Origin of the sequence: Streptomyces sp. R28 (assembly GCF_041052385.1) — a bacterium.
Lineage (GTDB): Bacteria > Actinomycetota > Actinomycetes > Streptomycetales > Streptomycetaceae > Streptomyces.
Genome location: NZ_CP163439.1, coordinates 10,679,076 through 10,697,589, shown reverse-complemented (window position 1 = coordinate 10,697,589; position 18,514 = coordinate 10,679,076). Strand labels below are relative to the sequence as shown.

The 18,514-nt window shown below is 68.9% G+C and carries 12 protein-coding genes and 4 pseudogenes; all 16 read left to right on the top strand.

The window, feature by feature from the left end:
• Nucleotides 1-23: 23 nt before the first annotated feature.
• Nucleotides 24-278 (top strand): annotated as a pseudogene (locus AB5J49_RS46770) (acyltransferase domain-containing protein); the annotation flags it as partial.
• 812 nt (nt 279-1,090) lie between these two features.
• Nucleotides 1,091-2,989 carry an SDR family NAD(P)-dependent oxidoreductase gene (locus tag AB5J49_RS46765; protein ID WP_369174943.1) on the top strand — a complete coding sequence of 633 codons (1,899 nt, stop codon included), beginning with the start codon at nt 1,091-1,093 and terminating at the stop codon, nt 2,987-2,989.
• Nucleotides 2,989-4,398: a polyketide synthase gene (locus AB5J49_RS46760; protein WP_369174942.1), complete on the top strand. Its 1,410-nt coding sequence runs from the start codon at nt 2,989-2,991 to the stop codon at nt 4,396-4,398. Before AB5J49_RS46765 ends, AB5J49_RS46760 begins: the two co-directional genes overlap by 1 nt.
• 346 nt (nt 4,399-4,744) lie before the next feature.
• Nucleotides 4,745-5,326, top strand: a pseudogene (locus AB5J49_RS46755) (acyltransferase domain-containing protein); the annotation flags it as partial.
• A gap of 1,096 nt (nt 5,327-6,422) precedes the next feature.
• Complete coding sequence (locus tag AB5J49_RS46750; RefSeq protein ID WP_369174941.1) at nt 6,423-7,043, top strand: ketoreductase domain-containing protein; 621 nt, start codon at nt 6,423-6,425, stop codon at nt 7,041-7,043.
• Nucleotides 7,044-7,391: 348 nt separating this feature from the next.
• The gene (locus tag AB5J49_RS46745; protein WP_369174940.1) at nt 7,392-7,685 is read left to right on the top strand and encodes a phosphopantetheine-binding protein; all 294 of its coding nucleotides are present in this window, start codon (nt 7,392-7,394) and stop codon (nt 7,683-7,685) included.
• Nucleotides 7,686-7,764: 79 nt separating this feature from the next.
• Nucleotides 7,765-8,112: pseudogene (locus AB5J49_RS46740) on the top strand (beta-ketoacyl synthase N-terminal-like domain-containing protein); the annotation flags it as partial.
• Nucleotides 8,096-8,590: a beta-ketoacyl synthase N-terminal-like domain-containing protein gene (locus AB5J49_RS46735; RefSeq protein ID WP_369175488.1), complete on the top strand. Its 495-nt coding sequence runs from the start codon at nt 8,096-8,098 to the stop codon at nt 8,588-8,590. The pseudogene AB5J49_RS46740 and the gene AB5J49_RS46735, both read left to right, overlap by 17 nt.
• Complete coding sequence (locus tag AB5J49_RS46730; protein ID WP_369175487.1) at nt 8,509-9,093, top strand: ketoacyl-synthetase C-terminal extension domain-containing protein; 585 nt, start codon at nt 8,509-8,511, stop codon at nt 9,091-9,093. Before AB5J49_RS46735 ends, AB5J49_RS46730 begins: the two co-directional genes overlap by 82 nt.
• Before the next feature lie 295 nt (nt 9,094-9,388).
• Nucleotides 9,389-9,991, top strand: a pseudogene (locus AB5J49_RS46725) (acyltransferase domain-containing protein); the annotation flags it as partial.
• On the top strand, nt 9,886-13,083 hold the full coding sequence (locus tag AB5J49_RS46720; RefSeq protein ID WP_369175486.1) for an SDR family NAD(P)-dependent oxidoreductase: 3,198 nt from the start codon (nt 9,886-9,888) through the stop codon (nt 13,081-13,083). The pseudogene AB5J49_RS46725 and the gene AB5J49_RS46720, both read left to right, overlap by 106 nt.
• Nucleotides 13,083-13,193 (top strand): hypothetical protein, encoded by a 111-nt coding sequence (locus tag AB5J49_RS46715; RefSeq protein WP_369174939.1) that lies wholly within the window; start codon nt 13,083-13,085, stop codon nt 13,191-13,193. Before AB5J49_RS46720 ends, AB5J49_RS46715 begins: the two co-directional genes overlap by 1 nt.
• Nucleotides 13,194-13,208: 15 nt before the next feature.
• Nucleotides 13,209-14,060: a 3-hydroxyacyl-CoA dehydrogenase family protein gene (locus AB5J49_RS46710; protein WP_369174938.1), complete on the top strand. Its 852-nt coding sequence runs from the start codon at nt 13,209-13,211 to the stop codon at nt 14,058-14,060.
• 28 nt (nt 14,061-14,088) lie between these two features.
• Complete coding sequence (locus AB5J49_RS46705; protein WP_369174937.1) at nt 14,089-14,334, top strand: acyl carrier protein; 246 nt, start codon at nt 14,089-14,091, stop codon at nt 14,332-14,334.
• Between the two features lie 81 nt (nt 14,335-14,415).
• Nucleotides 14,416-15,603 (top strand): hypothetical protein, encoded by a 1,188-nt coding sequence (locus tag AB5J49_RS46700; RefSeq protein ID WP_369174936.1) that lies wholly within the window; start codon nt 14,416-14,418, stop codon nt 15,601-15,603.
• A gap of 10 nt (nt 15,604-15,613) precedes the next feature.
• A complete protein-coding gene (locus AB5J49_RS46695; protein ID WP_369174935.1) occupies nt 15,614-18,394 on the top strand; it encodes a condensation domain-containing protein in 2,781 nt (926 codons plus the stop codon).
• Nucleotides 18,395-18,514: the final 120 nt, after the last annotated feature.

Sequence of the window (18,514 nt, the reverse complement as noted above, 5' to 3'; positions counted from 1 at the left end):
CCCACCCCGCCTTCCGCCACGCCATCGACGAATGCACACCCACCTCACCCCCCCATCCACACCGACATCCGCGACATCCTCTGGAACAACAACCAACCCACCTCCTCAACCAAACCCAATGGGCCCAACCCGCCCTCTTCACCCTCCAATACGCCCTCACCCAACTCTGGAAACACTGGGGCATCACCCCCCACACCCTCATCGGCCACAGCCTCGGCGAATGGACCGCCGCCACCACCGCCGGCATCTTCACCCTCCCCGACGCCCTCACCCTCATCACCCTCCGCGCCCGCCTCATGCAAAACCAACCCCCCGGCACCATGCTCCACGTCCTCGCCGACCGCGACAGCGTCCAAGCCGCCCTCCCCCCACACACACCTCCCTCGCCGCCCACAACGGCCCCCACGACTGCGTCATCTCCGGCCCACCCCACGCCATCCACCAATTCACCACCCACGCCCACCAACGCGGCTGGACCACCCACACCCTCAACACCCACCACGCCTTCCACTCCCCCCTCATGGACCCCATCCTCGACGAATTCACCACCGCCGTCGCCAACACCCCCCAAAAACACCCCCCACCACCCCCCTCATCTCCAACACCACCGGCCAACCCCTCACCCCCCAACAAGCCACCGACCCCCACTACTGGGCCCAACACATCCGCACCACCGTCGAATTCGCCACCAGCATCACCACCACCCACCAACACCCCGCCACCACCTACCTCGAAATCGGCCCCGGACACACCCTCACCAACCTCACCCGACGCACCCTCACCACCACCCACCACACCAAACCCCACACCCACACCTCACTCCCCCACCCCCCACACCAACCACCCCCCCACCCACCACATACACAAAACCCTCCACCACCTCTGGCTCCACGGCACCACACCCAACTGGACCACCTACCACCCCCCCACACACCCACCACCACATCCCCCCTCCCCACCCACCCCCTCAACCCCCAAACACCACTGGATCGGCTCCGGAACCGCTCATCCGTCCTCCGCGGCCTCTCCGGCGCCGGCCCGGCGTCGGGACGACATCGCGGAATGGTTCTACACGCCTTCCTGGCAGCGGATGGCCCTGCCCTCGGGAGCCACGCCCGACTTCGACCGGCACTGGCTCGTCTTCGCCGACGAACTGGGAGTGGGCGAAGGCCTGGCCCGGCACCTGCGAGCCGGCGGTGCCACCGTCAGTCTGGTCAGGCCCGGCACAAGCTGGTCCCAGCCGGATCCCGGCCTGTTCACCCTTGCCCCTGCCAGGGACGACCACTACGAGCGGTTGATCGACGCCCTGCACGAGGGGCCCTCCGGAGTGCCCACCCATGTCGTGCACGCCTGGGCCGTCACCACCATGGACGAGGCGGAACTCGCCGACACGGCGACGACGCTGCGGCTCGGCTTCGAAAGCCTTGTCCGCCTGACGCAGGCTCTGGCCCGCCACGCGGCCACCGGGGCACGCCGTATCTGGGTACTCAGCAACGGGCTGCACAACGTCACCGGGTCGGAACGTCTCTCCCCGTCCAAAGCGGCTCTCCTGGGCCCGTGTCGCGTCCTGCCCCGGGAGATGTCCGACACCTCCTGCCGCAGTGTCGACCTCGACTGTCTGACGGCGCCTTCCCCGCACCAGCTCGACCGGATCATGGCCGAGCTGGCCGCGGAAGCCACGTCCGACCCGGCGGCGGTGGCCCACCGGGGCATCCACCGGTGGCTCCTGCACCACCTCCCGACACGCCTGCCCGTCGCCGGGACGACGACCGCGCTGCGCCCGAACGGGGTGTACCTCATCACCGGGGGCACCGGAGGGCTGGGGCTGGCGCTCGCGCGGCACATCACCGCCGCCGGAGGGCGCGTGGCGCTCACGTCCCGCACCCGGTTCCCCCCTCCGGAGGAGTGGGACGCCTTCCTGGCCGATTCCCCTGCGGGAACTCCGCTCACCGACGCCGTCCGCCGCCTCGGGCGACTGCGGGACGAGGGGGCGCAGGTGCTGGTCCTCCAGGCCGACGTGAGCGATCCGGACGCCATGCGCGCGGCGGTCGACAGCACCGTACGCCGCTGGGGGGCGGTGCACGGGGTCTTTCACGCCGCCGGTGTGGCCGGCGGCGGCCTGATCCAGCTCAAGGACATGAGTGACGCGTCCGAGGTGATGCGGCCCAAGGTGCACGGCACCCTGGTACTGGAAGAGGCGCTGTCCGGCCAAGAGCTGGACTTCTTCGTCCTGTTCGGTTCCAACGGCGCGAACATCGGCAGCGCGGGCCAGGTCGACTACTGCGCCGCCAACTGCTTCCTCGACGCCTTCGCCCAGGACAGAGGCAGGCAGCGGCGCGTGATCTCCATCGACTGGGGGCCCTGGAAGGGCACCGGAATGGCCGTCAACACGGCGGTGCCGCCCGGGATGGACAAACGGCGCAGACGCGATGTGGAAGAACGTGGCATGACGCCGGAGGAGGGGCTGCGGGCCCTCGACACGGTCCTGGCAGCCGCGGCGGAGCCCCAGATCATCGTGTCCCCCAGCGATCTCGACGAGCTGTTCGCCAATGCCTTCTCCCTGGACACCACCGACGCGCAGACACGGGAGAGCCCGCCCCGCCCCGAGGCGGCCGACCCGGCATCCGACCGGCCCGACATCCCCACGGAGTACGTGCCGCCGCGCACCTCCGTCGAACACGCCATCTGCGAGGTGTGGCAGGCCCTGCTCGGCATCGAGAAGGTCGGTGTCCAGGACAGCTTCTTCGACCTGGGCGGCGACTCTCTGGTCGCCATCCAGCTGGTGAGTTCCGTCAACGCACGGCTGCACGCGCGGCTCACCCTGGGCGACCTGTACGGAGGACTCACGATCGCGAACCTGGCGGGCCTGGTGGACAACCGCTCGCAGCCCGACCCTGAGCCGGATCCCGCGGCCGCCGAGCGGCGTACGGAGAACAGGCAGAAACGACGTCAGTACCAGCAGCAGCGCCGCAAGGCGAGGGGACAGTGATGGCCGACAAGGCGGAGGACGGATTCGATGACCTCCCGGCGGAGAGCGGTGTGGCGATCGTCGGGATGGCGGGGCGCTTTCCCGGTGCCGCGGACCTGGACGAATACTGGCGCAACCTGCGCGACGGCGTCGAGTCGATCGTCACCCTGACCGACGAGGAACTCACCGCGGCGGGAGTACCACCGGAAACCTTCAACCGACCCGACTTCGTCAAGGCCGGACCACGCTTCCAGGACGCCGGCCTCTTCGACGCCGAGTTCTTCGGATACACCGCCCGCGAAGCCCAGCTCATGGACCCCCAGCACCGCCTCTTCCTGGAGACCGCCTGGCAGGCACTGGAGAACGCCGGCTACGACTCCGCACAGTACGACGGCACCATCGGCGTCTACGCCGGCGCCGGAACGTCGGCCTACCTGGAGAACATCTACAGCAACTGGAGTCAGGGCGAGGTACTCAGAACAGAGAACGCCGGTCTGGGCTTCGAGTTGGCGTTCCTCGCAAGCCGGGTGTCCCACAAGCTGAATCTCACGGGTCCGAGCATCCCGGTACAGACCGCGTGCTCCACTTCGCTGGTCGCCGTGCACACCGCCTGCCAGAGCCTGCTCGCCTACGAGTGCGACATGGCGCTCTCGGGCGCGGTCGCCTACAAGGTCCCCGAGAACCGGGGCTACCTCCATCAGGAGGGTTCGTTCCTCTCACCGGACGGCCATGTCCGCCCGTTCGACGCGCAGGCGCGCGGGACGGTCTTCGGCAACGGCGTGGGAGTGGTCGTGCTGAAGCGGCTGGAGGACGCCCTCGCCGACGGGGACACCATCCACGCCGTCATCAAGGGCTCCGCCGTCAACAACGACGGCGCTCAGAAGGCGAGTTTCACGGCGCCCACCGTCGCCGGTCAGGCCGCCGTGATCGCCGAGGCGATGAACACGGCGCAGGTCGCCTCGGAGGACATCGACTATGTGGAAGCGCATGGAAGCGGCACGCTGATCGGTGACTCCATCGAGGTTCAGGCGTTGGAGCGGGCGTTCGGCGGACGAGGCGACTGCGTCCTGGGCACCGTCAAGGGAAACATCGGACACCTCGACGCCGCAGCAGGCATCGCCGGCCTCATCAAAACCGTCCTCGCCCTCAAACACCACCTCCTGCCCCCCACCCTCAACCACCACACCCCCAACCCCGACACCAACCTCCACCACACCCCCTTCCACATCACCACCACCCCCCCCCCTGGCCACCCACCACCACACCACGCCGAGCCGGCATCAGCGCCTTCGGCTTCGGCGGCACCAACGCCCACCTCATCATCGAAGAACCACCCCCCACCCCCACCATCCCCGGCACCTCTGACACCACACCCATCGCTGACACCCACACCGACACCCGCATATCCCCGGCACCTCTGGCATCCCTGACCTCCCCCACACCCTCATCCTCTCCGCCCGCACCCCCCAAGCCCTCGAACAAGCAACAGACAACCTCGCCCACCACCTCCGCACCCACCAACCCAACCTCACCCACACCGCCTACACCCGCCCCACGGCCGCCACACCTTCCCCCACCGCCGCACCGTCACCGGCACCACCCCCGACACCATCGCCACCGCCCTCGAAACCCGCGACCCCCACCACACCACCACCCACCACACCCCCTACGACACACCACCCCTCGTCTTCCTCTACACCGGCCAAGGCTCCCAACACCCCCACATGGCCCACGGCTCTACCAACACCACCCCGCCTTCCGCCACGCCATCGACGAATGCACCACCCACCTCACCCCCCCATCCACACCGACATCCGCGACATCCTCTGGAACAACAACCACACCCACCTCCTCAACCAAACCCAATGGGCCCAACCCGCGCCCTCTTCACCCTCCAATACGCCCTCACCCAACTCTGGAAACTGGGGCATCACCCCCCACACCCTCATCGGCCACAGCCTCGGCGAATGGACCGCCGCCACCACCGCCGGCATCTTCACCCTCCCCGACGCCCTCACCCTCATCACCCTCCGCGCCCGCCTCATGCAAAACCAACCCCCCGGCACCATGCTCCACGTCCTCGCCGACCGCGACAGCGTCCAAGCCGCCCTCCCCCCACACACCTCCCTCGCCGCCCACAACGGCCCCCACGACTGCGTCATCTCCGGCCCACCCCACGCCATCCACCAATTCACCACCCACGCCCACCAACGCGGCTGGACCACCCACACCCTCAACACCCACCACGCCTTCCACTCCCCCCTCATGGACCCCATCCTCGACGAATTCACCACCGCCGTCGCCAACACCCCCAAAACACCCCCCACCACCCCCCTCATCTCCAACACCACCGGGCCAACCCCTCACCCCCCAACAAGCCACCGACCCCCACTACTGGGCCCAACACATCCGCACCACCGTCGAATTCGCCACCAGCATCACCACCACCCACCAACACCCCGCCACCACCTACCTCGAAATCGGCCCCCGGACACACCCTCACCAACCTCACCCGACGCACCCTCACCACCACCCACCACACCAAACCCCACACCCACACCTCACTCCCCCACCCCCACACCAACCACCCCCCCACCCACCACATACACAAAACCCTCCACCACCTCTGGCTCCACGGCACCACACCCAACTGGACCACCTACCACCCCCCCACACACCCACCACCACATCCCCCTCCCCACCCACCCCCCAACCCCAAACACCACTGGATCGGCTCCGGAACCGCTCATCCGTCCTCCGCGCCTCTCCGGCGCCGGCCCGGCGTCGGGACGACATCGCGGAATGGTTCTACACGCCTTCCTGGCAGCGGATGGCCCTGCCCTCGGGAGCCACGCCCGATTCGACCGCACTGGCTCGTCTTCGCCGACGAACTGGGAGTGGGCGAAGGCCTGGCCCGGCACCTGCGAGCCGGCGGTGCCACCGTCAGTCTGGTCAGGCCCGCACAAGCTGGTCCCAGCCGGATCCCGGCCTGTTCACCCCTTGCCCCTGCCAGGGACGACCACACGAGCGGTTGATCGACGCCCCTGCACGAGGGGCCCTCCGGAGTGCCCACCCATGTCGTGCACGCCTGGGCCGTCACCACCATGGACAGGCGGAACTCGCCGACACGGCGACGACGCGCGGCTCGGCTTCGAAAGCCTTGTCCGCCTGACGCAGGCTCTGGCCCGCCACGCGGCCACCGGGGCACGCCGTATCTGGGTACTCAGCAACGGGCTGCACAACGTCACCGGGTCGGAACGTCTCTCCCCCGTCCAAAGCGGCTCTCCTGGGCCCGTGTCGCGTCCCTGCCCCGGGAGATGTCCGACACCTCCGCCGCAGTGTCGACCTCGACTGTCTGACGGCGCCTCCCCGCACCAGCTCGACCGATCATGGCCGAGCTGGCCGCGGAAGCCACGTCCGACCCGGCGGCGGTGGCCCACCGGGGCATCCACCGGTGGCTCCTGCACCACCTCCCGACACGCCTGCCCGTCGCCGGACGACGACCGCGCTGCGCCCGAACGGGGTGTACCTCATCACCGGGGCACCGGAGGCTGGGGCTGGCGCTCGCGCGGCACATCACACCGCCGCCGGAGGCGCGTGGCGCTCACGTCCCGCACCCGTTCCCCCCCTCCGGAGGAGTGGGACGCCTTCCTGGCCGATTCCCCTGCGGGAACTCCGCTCACCGACGCCGTCCGCCGCCTCGGGCGACTGCGGGACGAGGGGGCGCAGGTGCTGGGTCCTCCAGGCCGACGTGAGCGATCCGGACGCCATGCGCGCGGCGGTCGACAGCACCGTACGCCGCTGGGGGGCGGTGCACGGGGTCTTTCACGCCGCCGGTGTGGCCGGCGGCGGCCTGATCCAGCTCAAGGACATGAGTGACGCGTCCGAGGTGATGCGGCCCAAGGTGCACGGCACCCTGGTACTGGAAGAGGCGCTGTCCGGCCAAGAGCTGGACTTCTTCGTCCTGTTCGGTTCCAACGGCGCGAACATCGGCAGCGCGGGCCAGGTCGACTACTGCGCCGCCAACTGCTTCCTCGACGCCTTCGCCCAGGACAGAGGCAGCAGCGGCGCGTGATCTCCATCGACTGGGGCCCTGGAAGGGCACCGGAAATGGCCGTCAACACGGCGGTGCCGCCCGGATGGACAAACGGCGCAGACGCGATGTGGAAGAACGTGGCATGACGCCGGAGGAGGGGCTGCGGGCCCTCGACACGGTCCTGGCAGCCGCGGCGGAGCCCCAGATCATCGTGTCCCCCAGCGATCTCGACGAGCTGTTCGCCAATGCCTTCTCCCCTGGACACCACCGACGCGCAGACACGGGAGAGCCCGCCCCGCCCCGAGGCGGCCGACCCGGCATCCGACCGCCCGACATCCCCACGGAGTACGTGCCGCCCGCACCTCCGTCGAACACGCCATCTGCGAGGTGTGGCAGGCCCTGCTCGGCATCGAGAAGGTCGGTGTCCAGGACAGCTTCTTCGACCTGGGCGGCGACTCTCTGGTCGCCATCCAGCTGGTGAGTTCCGTCAACGCACGGCTGCACGCGCGGCTCACCCTGGGCGACCTGTACGGAGGACTCACGATCGCGAACCTGGCGGGCCTGGTGGACAACCGCTCGCAGCCCGACCCTGAGCCGGATCCCGGCCGCCGACGGCGTACGGAGAACAGGCAGAAACGACGTCAGTACCAGCAGCAGCGCCGCAAGGCGAGGGGACAGTGATGGCCGACAAGGCGGAGGACGGATTCGATGACCTCCCGGCGGAGAGCGGTGTGGCGATCGTCGGGATGGCGGGGCCTTTCCCGGTGCCGCGGACCTGGACGAATACTGGCGCAACCTGCGCGACGGCGTCGAGTCGATCGTCACCCTGACCGACGAGGAACTCACCGCGGCGGGAGTACCACCGGAAACCTTCAACCGACCCGACTTCGTCAAGGCCGGACCACGCTTCCAGGACGCCGGCCTCTTCGACGCCGAGTTCTTCGGATACACCGCCCGCGAAGCCCAGCTCATGGACCCCCAGCACCGCCTCTTCCTGGAGACCGCCTGGCAGGCACTGGAGAACGCCGGCTACGACTCCGCACAGTACGACGGCACCATCGGCGTCTACGCCGGCGCCGAACGTCGGCCTACTGGAGAACATCTACAGCAACTGGAGTCAGGGCGAGGTACTCAGAACAGAGAACGCCGGTCTGGGCTTCGAGTTGGCGTTCCTCGCAAGCCGGGTGTCCCACAAGCTGAATCTCACGGGTCCGAGCATCCCGGTACAGACCGCGTGCTCCACTTCGCTGGTCGCCGTGCACACCGCCTGCCAGAGCCTGCTCGCCTACGAGTGCGACATGGCGCTCTCGGGCGCGGTCGCCTACAAGGTCCCCGAGAACCGGGGCTACCTCCATCAGGAGGGTTCGTTCCTCTCACCGGACGGCCATGTCCGCCCGTTCGACGCGCAGGCGCGCGGGACGGTCTTCGGCAACGGCGTGGGAGTGGTCGTGCTGAAGCGGCTGGAGGACGCCCTCGCCGACGGGACAAACCATCCACGCTCGTCATCAAGGGCTCCGCCGTCACCAACGACGGCGCTCAGAAGGCGAGTTTCACGGCGCCCACCGTCGCCGGTCAGGCCGCCGTGATCGCCGAGGCGATGAACACGGCGCAGGTCGCCTCGGAGGACATCGACTATGTGGAAGCGCATGGAAGCGGCACGCTGATCGGTGACTCCATCGAGGTTCAGGCGTTGGAGCGGGCGTTCGGCGGACGAGGCGACTGCGTCCTGGGCACCGTCAAGGGAAACATCGGACACCTCGACGCCGCAGCAGGCATCGCCGGCCTCATCAAAACCGTCCCGCCCTCAAACACCACCTCCTGCCCCCCACCCTCAACCACCACACCCCCAACCCCGACACCAACCTCCACCACACCCCCTTCCACATCACACCACCACCCCACCCCCTGGCCACCCACCACCACACCACGCCGAGCCGGCATCAGCGCCTTCGGCTTCGGCGGCACCAACGCCCACCTCATCATCGAAGAACCACCCCCCACCCCCACCATCCCGGCACCTCTGACACCACACCCATCGCTGACACCCACACCGACACCGCGATATCCCCGGCACCTCTGGCATCCCTGACCTCCCCCACACCCTCATCCTCTCCGCCCGCACCCCCCAAGCCCTCGAACAAGCAACAGACAACCTCGCCCACCACCTCCGCACCCACCAACCCAACCTCACCCACACCGCCTACACCCTCGCCCACGGCCGCCACACCTTCCCCCACCGCCGCACCGTCACCGGCACCACCCCCGACACATCGCCACCGCCCTCGAAACCCGCGACCCCCACCACACCACCACCCACCACACCCCCTACGACACACCACCCTCGTCTTCCTCTCTACACCGGCCAAGGCTCCCAACACCCCCACATGGCCCACGGCCTCCCAACACCACCCCCCTTCCGCCACGCCATCGACGAATGCACCACCCACCTCACCCCCTCATACCACACCGGACATCCGCGACATCCTCTGGAACAACAACCACACCCACCTCCTCAACCAAACCCAATGGGCCCAACCCGCCCTCTTCACCCTCCAATAACGCCCTCACACCCAACTCTGGAAACACTGGGGCATCACCCCCCACACCCCATCGGCCACAGCCTCGGCGAATGGACCGCCGCCACCACCGCCGGCATCTTCACCCTCCCCCGACGCCCTCACCCTCATCACCCTCCGCGCCCGCCTCATGCAAAACCAACCCCCCCGGCAACCATGCTCCACGTCCTCGCCGACCGCGACAGCGTCCAAGCCGCCCTCCCCCCACACACCTCCCTCGCCGCCCACAACGGCCCCCACGACTGCGTCATCTCCGGCCCACCCCACGCCATCCACCAATTCACCACCCACGCCCACCAACGCGGCTGGAACCACCCACACCCTCAACACCCACCACGCCTTCACTCCCCCCTCATGGACCCCATCCTCGACGAATTCACCACCGCCGTCGCCAACACCCCCAAAACACCCCCCACCACCCCCTCATCTCCAACACCACCGGCCAACCCCTCACCCCCCAACAAGCCACCGACCCCCACTACTGGGCCCAACACATCCGCACCACCGTCGAATTCGCCACCAGCATCACCACCACCCAACACCCCCCGCCACACCCCGCCACCGACCTACCTCTCGGCCCCGGACACACCCTCACCAACCTCACCCGACGCACCCTCACCACCCACCACCACACCAAACCCACACCCACACCTCACTCCCCACCCCCACACCAACCACCCCCCCACCCACCACATACACAAAACCCTCCACCACCTCTGGCTCCACGCACCACACCCAACTGGACCACCTACCACCCCCCACACACCCACCACCACATCCCCCTCCCCACCCACCCCCTCAACCCCAAACACCACTGGATCGACACAGCCACTCCGCAGACAGCCGCGCCGCGTGCCACTCCCGGACCGCATCCCCTGCTCGACAGCCTCCTGGTGCGGTCGATGGACCAGTGCGTCTTCCTCACCGAGTTCGCGGTGGACCGGCACTGGGTCCTGTCAGAGCACAAACTGCTCGGTGAGGCGATCGTGCCCGGCACGACGTATCTCGACATGGGCCGTGCCGCCGCGGAGACTCTGCTCGGGCTACCGGCCACGGAGATTCGTGACGTCACCTTCCTCGTCCCGCTGCTGGTGCAGGAGGGAACGTCCCGCACGGTGCACACCACCGTGCGTGAGGCCGGTGACGGCCTGGCCACGTTCACCGTGGCGAGCCACGAACCCCGGGACGACACATGGACCCTGCATGTCCAGGGGACGGTGAGCGTCCTCCCGCATCCGGAGAAGCCTCGCCAGCGTGACGTGGCGGCACTGCGGGCGGAGTGTGTGCTGGACACTGTGGACACCGCGGCGCACCAGGCCGAGCACACGACCATGGAGTTCGGCCACCGCTGGCAGGGGAGTCTGCGGACGGTTCGGGTGGGCGTGCGCCGCGCGCTCGGAGAGCTGGACCTCCCCGAGGAGTACGCGTCCGAGTGCCGCGATCACACCCTGCACCCCGCGCTGCTCGACCTGGCCACCGGATTCCACGGCTTCGCGGTCCTGCGGAGCGCCGCCAACTCGCTCCGGGCACGCGAGGACCGCGGGTTCTTCCTGCCCGTCGGCTACGACTCGCTGCGCATCCACACCGCGCTGCCGCGGCGTGGGATCAGCTATGCCCGACCGCACGCGGACCACGGCGGCGACGGCGAGGTGCGCAAGACCGACGTGCTGGTCTGCGACGAATCCGGAGCGGTGGCCGTCGAGATCACCGGATTCACCGTCAAGCGCGTCACCGACGCACGGCGCACCGTGGCCCAACTGCGTCCACACGCCCGCCACCACGCCCTTCGCTGGGTCCAGGCGCCCGCGCCCACCGGGACGCCGGCGGGCATTCGCCGTGTACTGCTGGTGGGAGAGGACAACGGCATGGCCGGGCAGCTCGGCGAGGCCCTGCGCGCGCACGGCGTCGATGTCGCCGAGGCAACGCTCGACGATTCCTGGTCGGCGGTGGACGCCGGCCGCTACCGTGTGCCGCCCACGCCTGACGGGTTCGGCCGGCTGCTCGACGCGCTCGGCGGCCCGGTGTTCGACGAGGTGGTGCACGTCGCCGGGCCGGTGGACCCACGTCTCCACGACGAGCCGGCGATCCTCGACGCACAGCTGTCACGGGGCGTCCACAGCCTGTTCCACCTGCTCCAGTGCCTCTCCGGACACGGCGCCATGCCGGACCGGCTCAGTGTCGTCGCCCCGTCCGTCGCCCGGGTGACGGGCCGTGAGAGCGCGACGGAGGCCGTGCACGCCACGTTGTTCGGCCTCGCCAAGGTGGCGGCGCTGGAGAACGACGGGCTGGGCGTGCTCTGCGTCGACGTCTGCGGGAACACCGGCGCCGACGCCGTGTGCGCCGAACTTCTCGGCGTGCGCACCCCCGCGACCGTGGCCCTGCGCGACGGGGTACGCCATGTCGCCCAGCTGGTTCCCGTCCAGCTGAAGAAAGACCCTGACATCCCGCACGTCCGAGCAGGCGATGTCGTCCTCATCACGGGCGGACTCGGCGGCCTCGGCCTGGCGGTCGCCCGTCACCTGAGCCGTACCGTCCCAGGAATACGCCTGGCTCTGGTCGGCCGTACGCAAATGCCGCCCCGGGAGCGGTGGGACGAGGTCGTCGACCCCGCGCTGCGGCGGCGGATCGGGATCCTGCGCGAGCTGGCCGGCAGCGGGGCGGAGGTCCGCACCTACAGCGCCGATGTCGTGGATCCGGCGCGGATGACGGAGATCGTCCGGCTCGTCCGCGGCGAGCTGGGAGCGGTCGACTACGTGGTGCACGCGGCCGGCGTGGCAGGGGACGGTTTCCTCTTCCGCAAGGACCCCGAGACCTTCCGGCGCACCCTGGCACCCAAGGTACTCGGCGCCGCGGTGCTGGACCTCGTCACGCGCGACGCCCCGCCGAAGCTCATGGTGAATTTCGGTTCGACGGTCTCGGTCTTCGGAGCCGCGGGCCAAGGCGATTACACCGCGGCGAACAGCTACCTCGACCACTTCGCCGACGAGCGCTCAGCGCGTGGCCGCAGGACGGTGACGATCGGCTGGAGCGACTGGCTCGATGTCGGTATGGCCTTCGACCACGGAGTACCGCGGGACCAGGGCTTCTTCCGCTCTCTCCCCGTCGAGGAGGCGCTGAGCAGCTACGAGGAGATCCTCTCCTCGTCGGGCCGGTCGGTCATCGTGGGCGAGATCAACTCTCCGCGGCTCGCCCGGGCCGACGGCCCCCTCGCCGCGTTGGTGGACCGCGGCCATGTCGTGCTGTCCGAGCCGATCCGCCGGGCCGCGGCATCCGCACAGGACTCCGCGGCACCCCCGGCGGACACCGCGCGCAGCGGCGACGATCCCGCACGGCTCAGGCTCCTGGGCAACAAAGAGGACACGTACACCGGGACCGAGCGAACGCTCGCCCACATCTGGGCCACTGAGCTGGGTCTGGCCGAACTGAACGTCCACGACAGTTCCTTCGCGCTCGGGGTCGATTCGCTGGCGGGCTGCGGCTGGCGCAGCGGATCCAGAAGCTGATGCAGGTCCGGGTGTCGATGGCGGATCTCTACACGTACGAGACGGTCGCGGAGCTGGCCAAGCACCTTGACCGCGAAGGTTCCGGAGCCATGGACGGCTCCCTCTCTTGAGAAAGGCGGTACGGCGTGAGCGTGCGCACAGTAGGGGTGGTCGGGGCCGGGACCATCGGCCGGGGGGTCGCCCAGTCCTTTGCCGAGGCGGGCATCGAGGTAGTCCTCGTCGACGTGTCACACAGTCAGCTCGACAGCGCGATGGCACAGATCCGGCGCGATCTGCTGGTCAACGAGATGCTCGGCGTGAGCACGCTCAAGGACGGCGCCGACACCGTCCGGGACCGCATCCGCTGCGACACCGGTCTGACGGCCCTGGCCGACGTCGACTTCGTGGTGGAGAACGTCACCGAGAACTGGTCCGTGAAGCGCGAGGTGTACGAGGAGATCGACGCCCTGTGCCGTCCTGGAGTGATATTCGGGGTGAACACGTCAGCGGTTCCGATCACCCGAGTGGGATCGGTGACCCGACGTCCGTCCGAGGTCATCGGGCTGCATTTCATGAATCCGGTGCCCTTGATGGACACGGTCGAGGTCGTCAGGGGTCATTTCACTTCGAACGACACCCTGAGCACCGCCCTGGGGCTGCTGCGGGAACTCGGCAAGGAGGGCATCGTGGTCGGCAACGCCCCGGGCTTCGTGACCAACAGGGTGCTGATGCCGACTATCAACGAGGCGATCTTCTGCGTGCAGGACCAGGTCGCTTCGGCCGAGGACGTCGACAAGATGTTCAAGGGCTGCTTCGGCCACAAGATGGGTCCGCTGGAAACCGCTGACCTCATCGGCCTCGACACGATCCTGAACTCGATCACCGTCCTGTACGAGAGCTTCCGTGACACCAAGTACCGGCCGGCCCCGCTCCTGCTGCGGATGGTCGACGCCGGACTGCTGGGGCGCAAGGCAGGACGCGGTTTCTACGTCTACTGACATCACCCATCGCACAGGAGAGCCGAACATGACACATGACGACGCCCGACAGCGCATCCGGGAGTTCCTCGCCCCCCAGCTGGCAGGCCAGCCTCTCGCCGATAGCGACGACTTCTTCGCCCTGGGGTACGTCAACTCCCTCTTCGCCATGCAGCTCGCGCAGTTCCTGGAGAGGGACCTCGGACTGGCTCTGCGGCCCGAGGACATGGACTTCGACAACTTCCGCACGGTGGACGGCCTCGTCCGCCTCGTCACCGCGAAGACCGTCGTCTGAATCCCGTCCGGCGGGCGTGGCTCTCCACCGCCCGTCACGCCCGCCGGCCTCGTTTCCCTCTCCCAGGCGAGGAGTACACACGTGACGCACACCCACATCGACCTGCACACCCCGCTGCCCGAAGCGCTGGCACCGGAGATCGAACGCCGCCTCTTCTTCGTGTCACCGGACATCACCGGCTTCGAACTCGTCCGCGCGGAGGGGGAGATACGTGGGGTGGCTCTCGTCACCAACGGCTCCCCCGCCCGCGATGTGCTGACCGAGAAGGTCAACTTCGTGGTCGACAACGACGTACGCAAGCAGTGGGTGACACCGCCCAAGGCGATCTGGACGTCACCCCATCAGCGTTCAGCTCAGGAGGACGTGTTCGAGCAACTCGTGGCGGCGGGCGCGGTGAGCAAGGCGGGTGAGGGCCAGGTCGCCATGGGCGAGCCCTTGCTGTCCCTCCTGGCCTACTTCGACACCGCCGTGCGCGAGATCCTCGCGCAGGACTTCACCGCTCTGGAACAGCGGTACCCCACACTCATCAGCACCACGGCGCTTCAGACCTCCGGCTATTTCAAGGCTTTTCCGCAGCATCTGATGTTCGTCAGCCGATTGCGCAACGACATCGACGTCTACCGTGCCTTTCAGGCGACGTACGCCGACTCGGGCATCGACGCCGGCGTGCTGGAACACTGCGACAACGTGGACTACTGCCTGCCGCCCACGATGTGTTACCACACCTTCCACCAGTACAAGGGGCGCACCCTCGCCTCGGACAGGCTGCATGTCGTCACGGCCCGGGGCAAGTCCTTCCGTTTCGAGGCCGCCTACTCCGCCACCATGGAACGGTTGTGGGACTTCACCATCCGGGAGATCGTGTTCATGGGGACGCGGGAGGAGGTCCTCGGCGCCCGCGAACGCTTCATGCGCAACATGTTTGCCTACGTCGAGTCTCTCGGCCTGAGCGGCTTCTGCGCCGTGGGCAACGACCCGTTCTTCTGCGGTACGGACACCTCCGGGCGCATCTGGTCACAACGCCTACTGGAGCTCAAATACGAGCTGCAGTTGCCCGTCGCCACCGACCGCACCATCGCCGTCGGATCCTTCAACTTCCACGACGACCTGTTCGGCGAGGCCTTCGGGATCGCACACGGTTCCGGCGGCGTGATCAGGAGCGGGTGTGTCGGATTCGGGCTGGAGCGGCTCGTCTACGCCTTCCTGTGTCAGTACGGCGTGGCTCCCGAAGCCTGGCCGACCCCTGTCCGCGCCGGAACCGGACTGTAGGGCAGGCCTCGTGAACGACGCCGCACCCACCCGTCAGGTCCCGGACGACGCCCCCACCGAGGCCGGTTCCGCCGTACCGGGGATCTCCTCGGGCCGTGCCCCGCGCACACCGAAGGAGGAGCTGCTGTGCGCCATCTTCGCCCAGGTGCTCGGCGTCGACCGCGTCACGATCGACGACTCCTTCTTCCAACTGGGCGGTCACTCGCTGCTGGCGACCAGGCTGTCAGCCCGGGTGCGCACCGCGCTGGGCGTCGAGGTGTCGTTACGCACCATATTCGAGTCGCCGACGGTCGCCTCCCTGGCCGGCCACCTCGCACAGGGCGAGGGAAACGGCAGGCCTCCCCTGCGGCGGATGCGGCGGCCACCGGAGATCCCCCTCTCCCAGACCCAGCGCCGGCTGTGGTTCCTCAACCGCCTGCACGGCGCCGCCGCGAACTACAACATGCCCATGGCCCACCGCCTCCGGGGCGAGCTGAACGTGCCGGCGCTGCGGCGCGCGCTCGGAGACCTGGTCCACCGGCACGAGAGTCTGCGCACCGCCTACCCGGACTGGGACGGCCGCCCGCAGCAGGTCGTGCTCGAACCCGACGAGGCGCCGGTGGAGCTGCCGGCCCAGGTGGTCACCGCGGCCGAGCTGCCCGGAGCCCTCACCTCCGAGGCGGGCTATGCCTTCGACCTCACCTGCGAGACCGCGTTGCGCTCCCGACTCTTCCGCCTCGCCGAGGACGACCATGTCTTGCTTCTGACTGTGCATCACATCGCCTGTGACGGATGGTCGTTGGTGCCCCTCGCCCGGGACCTCGGGCTCGCCTACGCCGCCCGGTGCCGGGGCCAGCGGCCGGACTGGCCCGATCTGCCCGTGCAGTACGCCGACTACACGCTCTGGCAGGACGACCTCCTGGGCGATCCGGAGGATCCGAACAGCCTGCTGGACCGGCAAGGCCGATTCTGGCGGCGTGAGCTGGCCGGCATGCCGGACCGGCTGCGCATCGATGTGGCAGCGCAGCGACCGGCCACCCCCACCCATCGGGGAGGCCGGACCGCCGAACGGATCCCGGCACAGACCCATCGCGCCCTCCAGAAGCTGGCCCGGGAGACCGGAACCAGCGTCTTCATGGCCGTCCAGGCCGCACTCGCGGCCGTGCTGACCCTCCGTGGCGCGGGCACCGACATCGCCATCGGCACCCCCACGGCCGGACGGGCCGATTCCCAACTGGACGACCTGGTGGGCTTCTTCGTCAACACCCTTGTCCTGCGGACTCGGACGGACGGTGATCCCACGTTCCGGGAGATGCTCCGGCGCGTGCGCGGCACCGATCTGGCGGCCTTCGCCCATCAGGACATTCCGTTCGATCACATCGTCCAGTTGCTGAATCCGGCCCGTTCCGCGGCCTGGCACCCGCTCATCCAGGTCATGCTCGCCTTCCAGAGCAACGACTCCTCCGAACTCCGCCTGCCCGGACTCGATGTGCGGCCCGAACCAGTCGAGGAGGGCATCACACGTTTCGACCTCCGTTTCGAACTCTTCGAGCAGGCCACGAGGGACGGGCAGCCGACGGGGATCGATGTGAGCCTCACCTTCGCCCTGGACCTGTACGCGCCGGAGCACGCGCAGCAACTGATGCGGGACTTCCTGGCGGTTCTCGACGCCGCCGCGACGCCGGACCGGCGCCTGAGCGAACTGGGCGGCCCTCACGCCGCCTCCCAGGACGCGGCCCGGGAGGTCGGGGCGGGGTCGGCCGTCACGCCGGCGTCCGCGCCCGGCCACGCGCGGCAGGAACCCCGTGTGGCCTTCGTCTGCTCGCCCTACGGACAGCAGTGGGTCGGCATGGGGCGCACCCTGTTCCGCACCGAACCGGACTTCCGCGCCGCGCTTGAGGCGTGCGACGTGCTCCTCGCCCGCCACGCCGGATGGTCGCTGGTCCACGAGCTGTTCCTCGACGAGCCGAAGGCCAGGACCGGAGACGTCGGGGTCATGCAGCCCATTGTCTTCGCGATCCAGGTGGGCATCGCACGGTGGCTGGAGGCGGTGGGCGTGCGGCCCCATGCCGTCGCGGGTCACAGCGTCGGGGAGATCGCCGCCTGCGCCATCGCCGGCATTCTGGAGCTGCCCGACGCCGTTCGCGTCGTCCACCATTACAGCGACCAGCAGCGCCGGGTGGCGGGCTCCGACAGCGGTATGGCCGTGGTCGAACTCAGCGCCTCCGACCTCGCACGGCACCTCGACCGCTACGGCGGGGAGGTGTCCGTCGCGGGCATGAACGGGCCGCGGACGACGGTATTGGCCGGCGACAGGTCCACGCTCAAGACGCTCGTCGCCGAACTCCAGGCGCTGAATGTCCTGTCGGCCATGGTCCGCGTCGACCTTCCCGCGCACAGCGCGGCGATCGACCCGATCATGGCCGACATGGAACAAGCGATCGGAAGGGTCACCCCCCGGCAGGGCCGGATCGACATGGTCTCCTCGGTCACGGGAAGCGTGCTGGACTGGAGGCAGATCTCGGCCGGCTACTTCGCACGGAACCTACGGCAGCCCGTCCTCCTGGCGCAGGCCACCGAGCAACTCCTGTCCGAGCACGACGTGCTGGTCGAGATCAGTGCCCACCCGGTTCTGGCCCCGGCCCTGCAGCAGACCGTGGACGAGGGCGGCAGGGCGGCCACCGTCCTCACGACGATGCGCCGCGGCGAGGACGACCGTCTCGGCCTGTTCGAGGCGCTTGACGCCCTGGAACGGATCGGGACGAAGGTCTCGCCTGCGGCTCGTCGCGGGGCCCGTTCGGCTCCGGCTTGACCGGACAGCCGCGTGAGGCCGGGCCATGGATCGGCGCAGGGGCTTTGGGAGCGCTCAGCTTCCCCTGCGCCCGGATGAGCTCCCGATACCAGAGGTAGCTGGCCTGGGGGACGCGGCGCA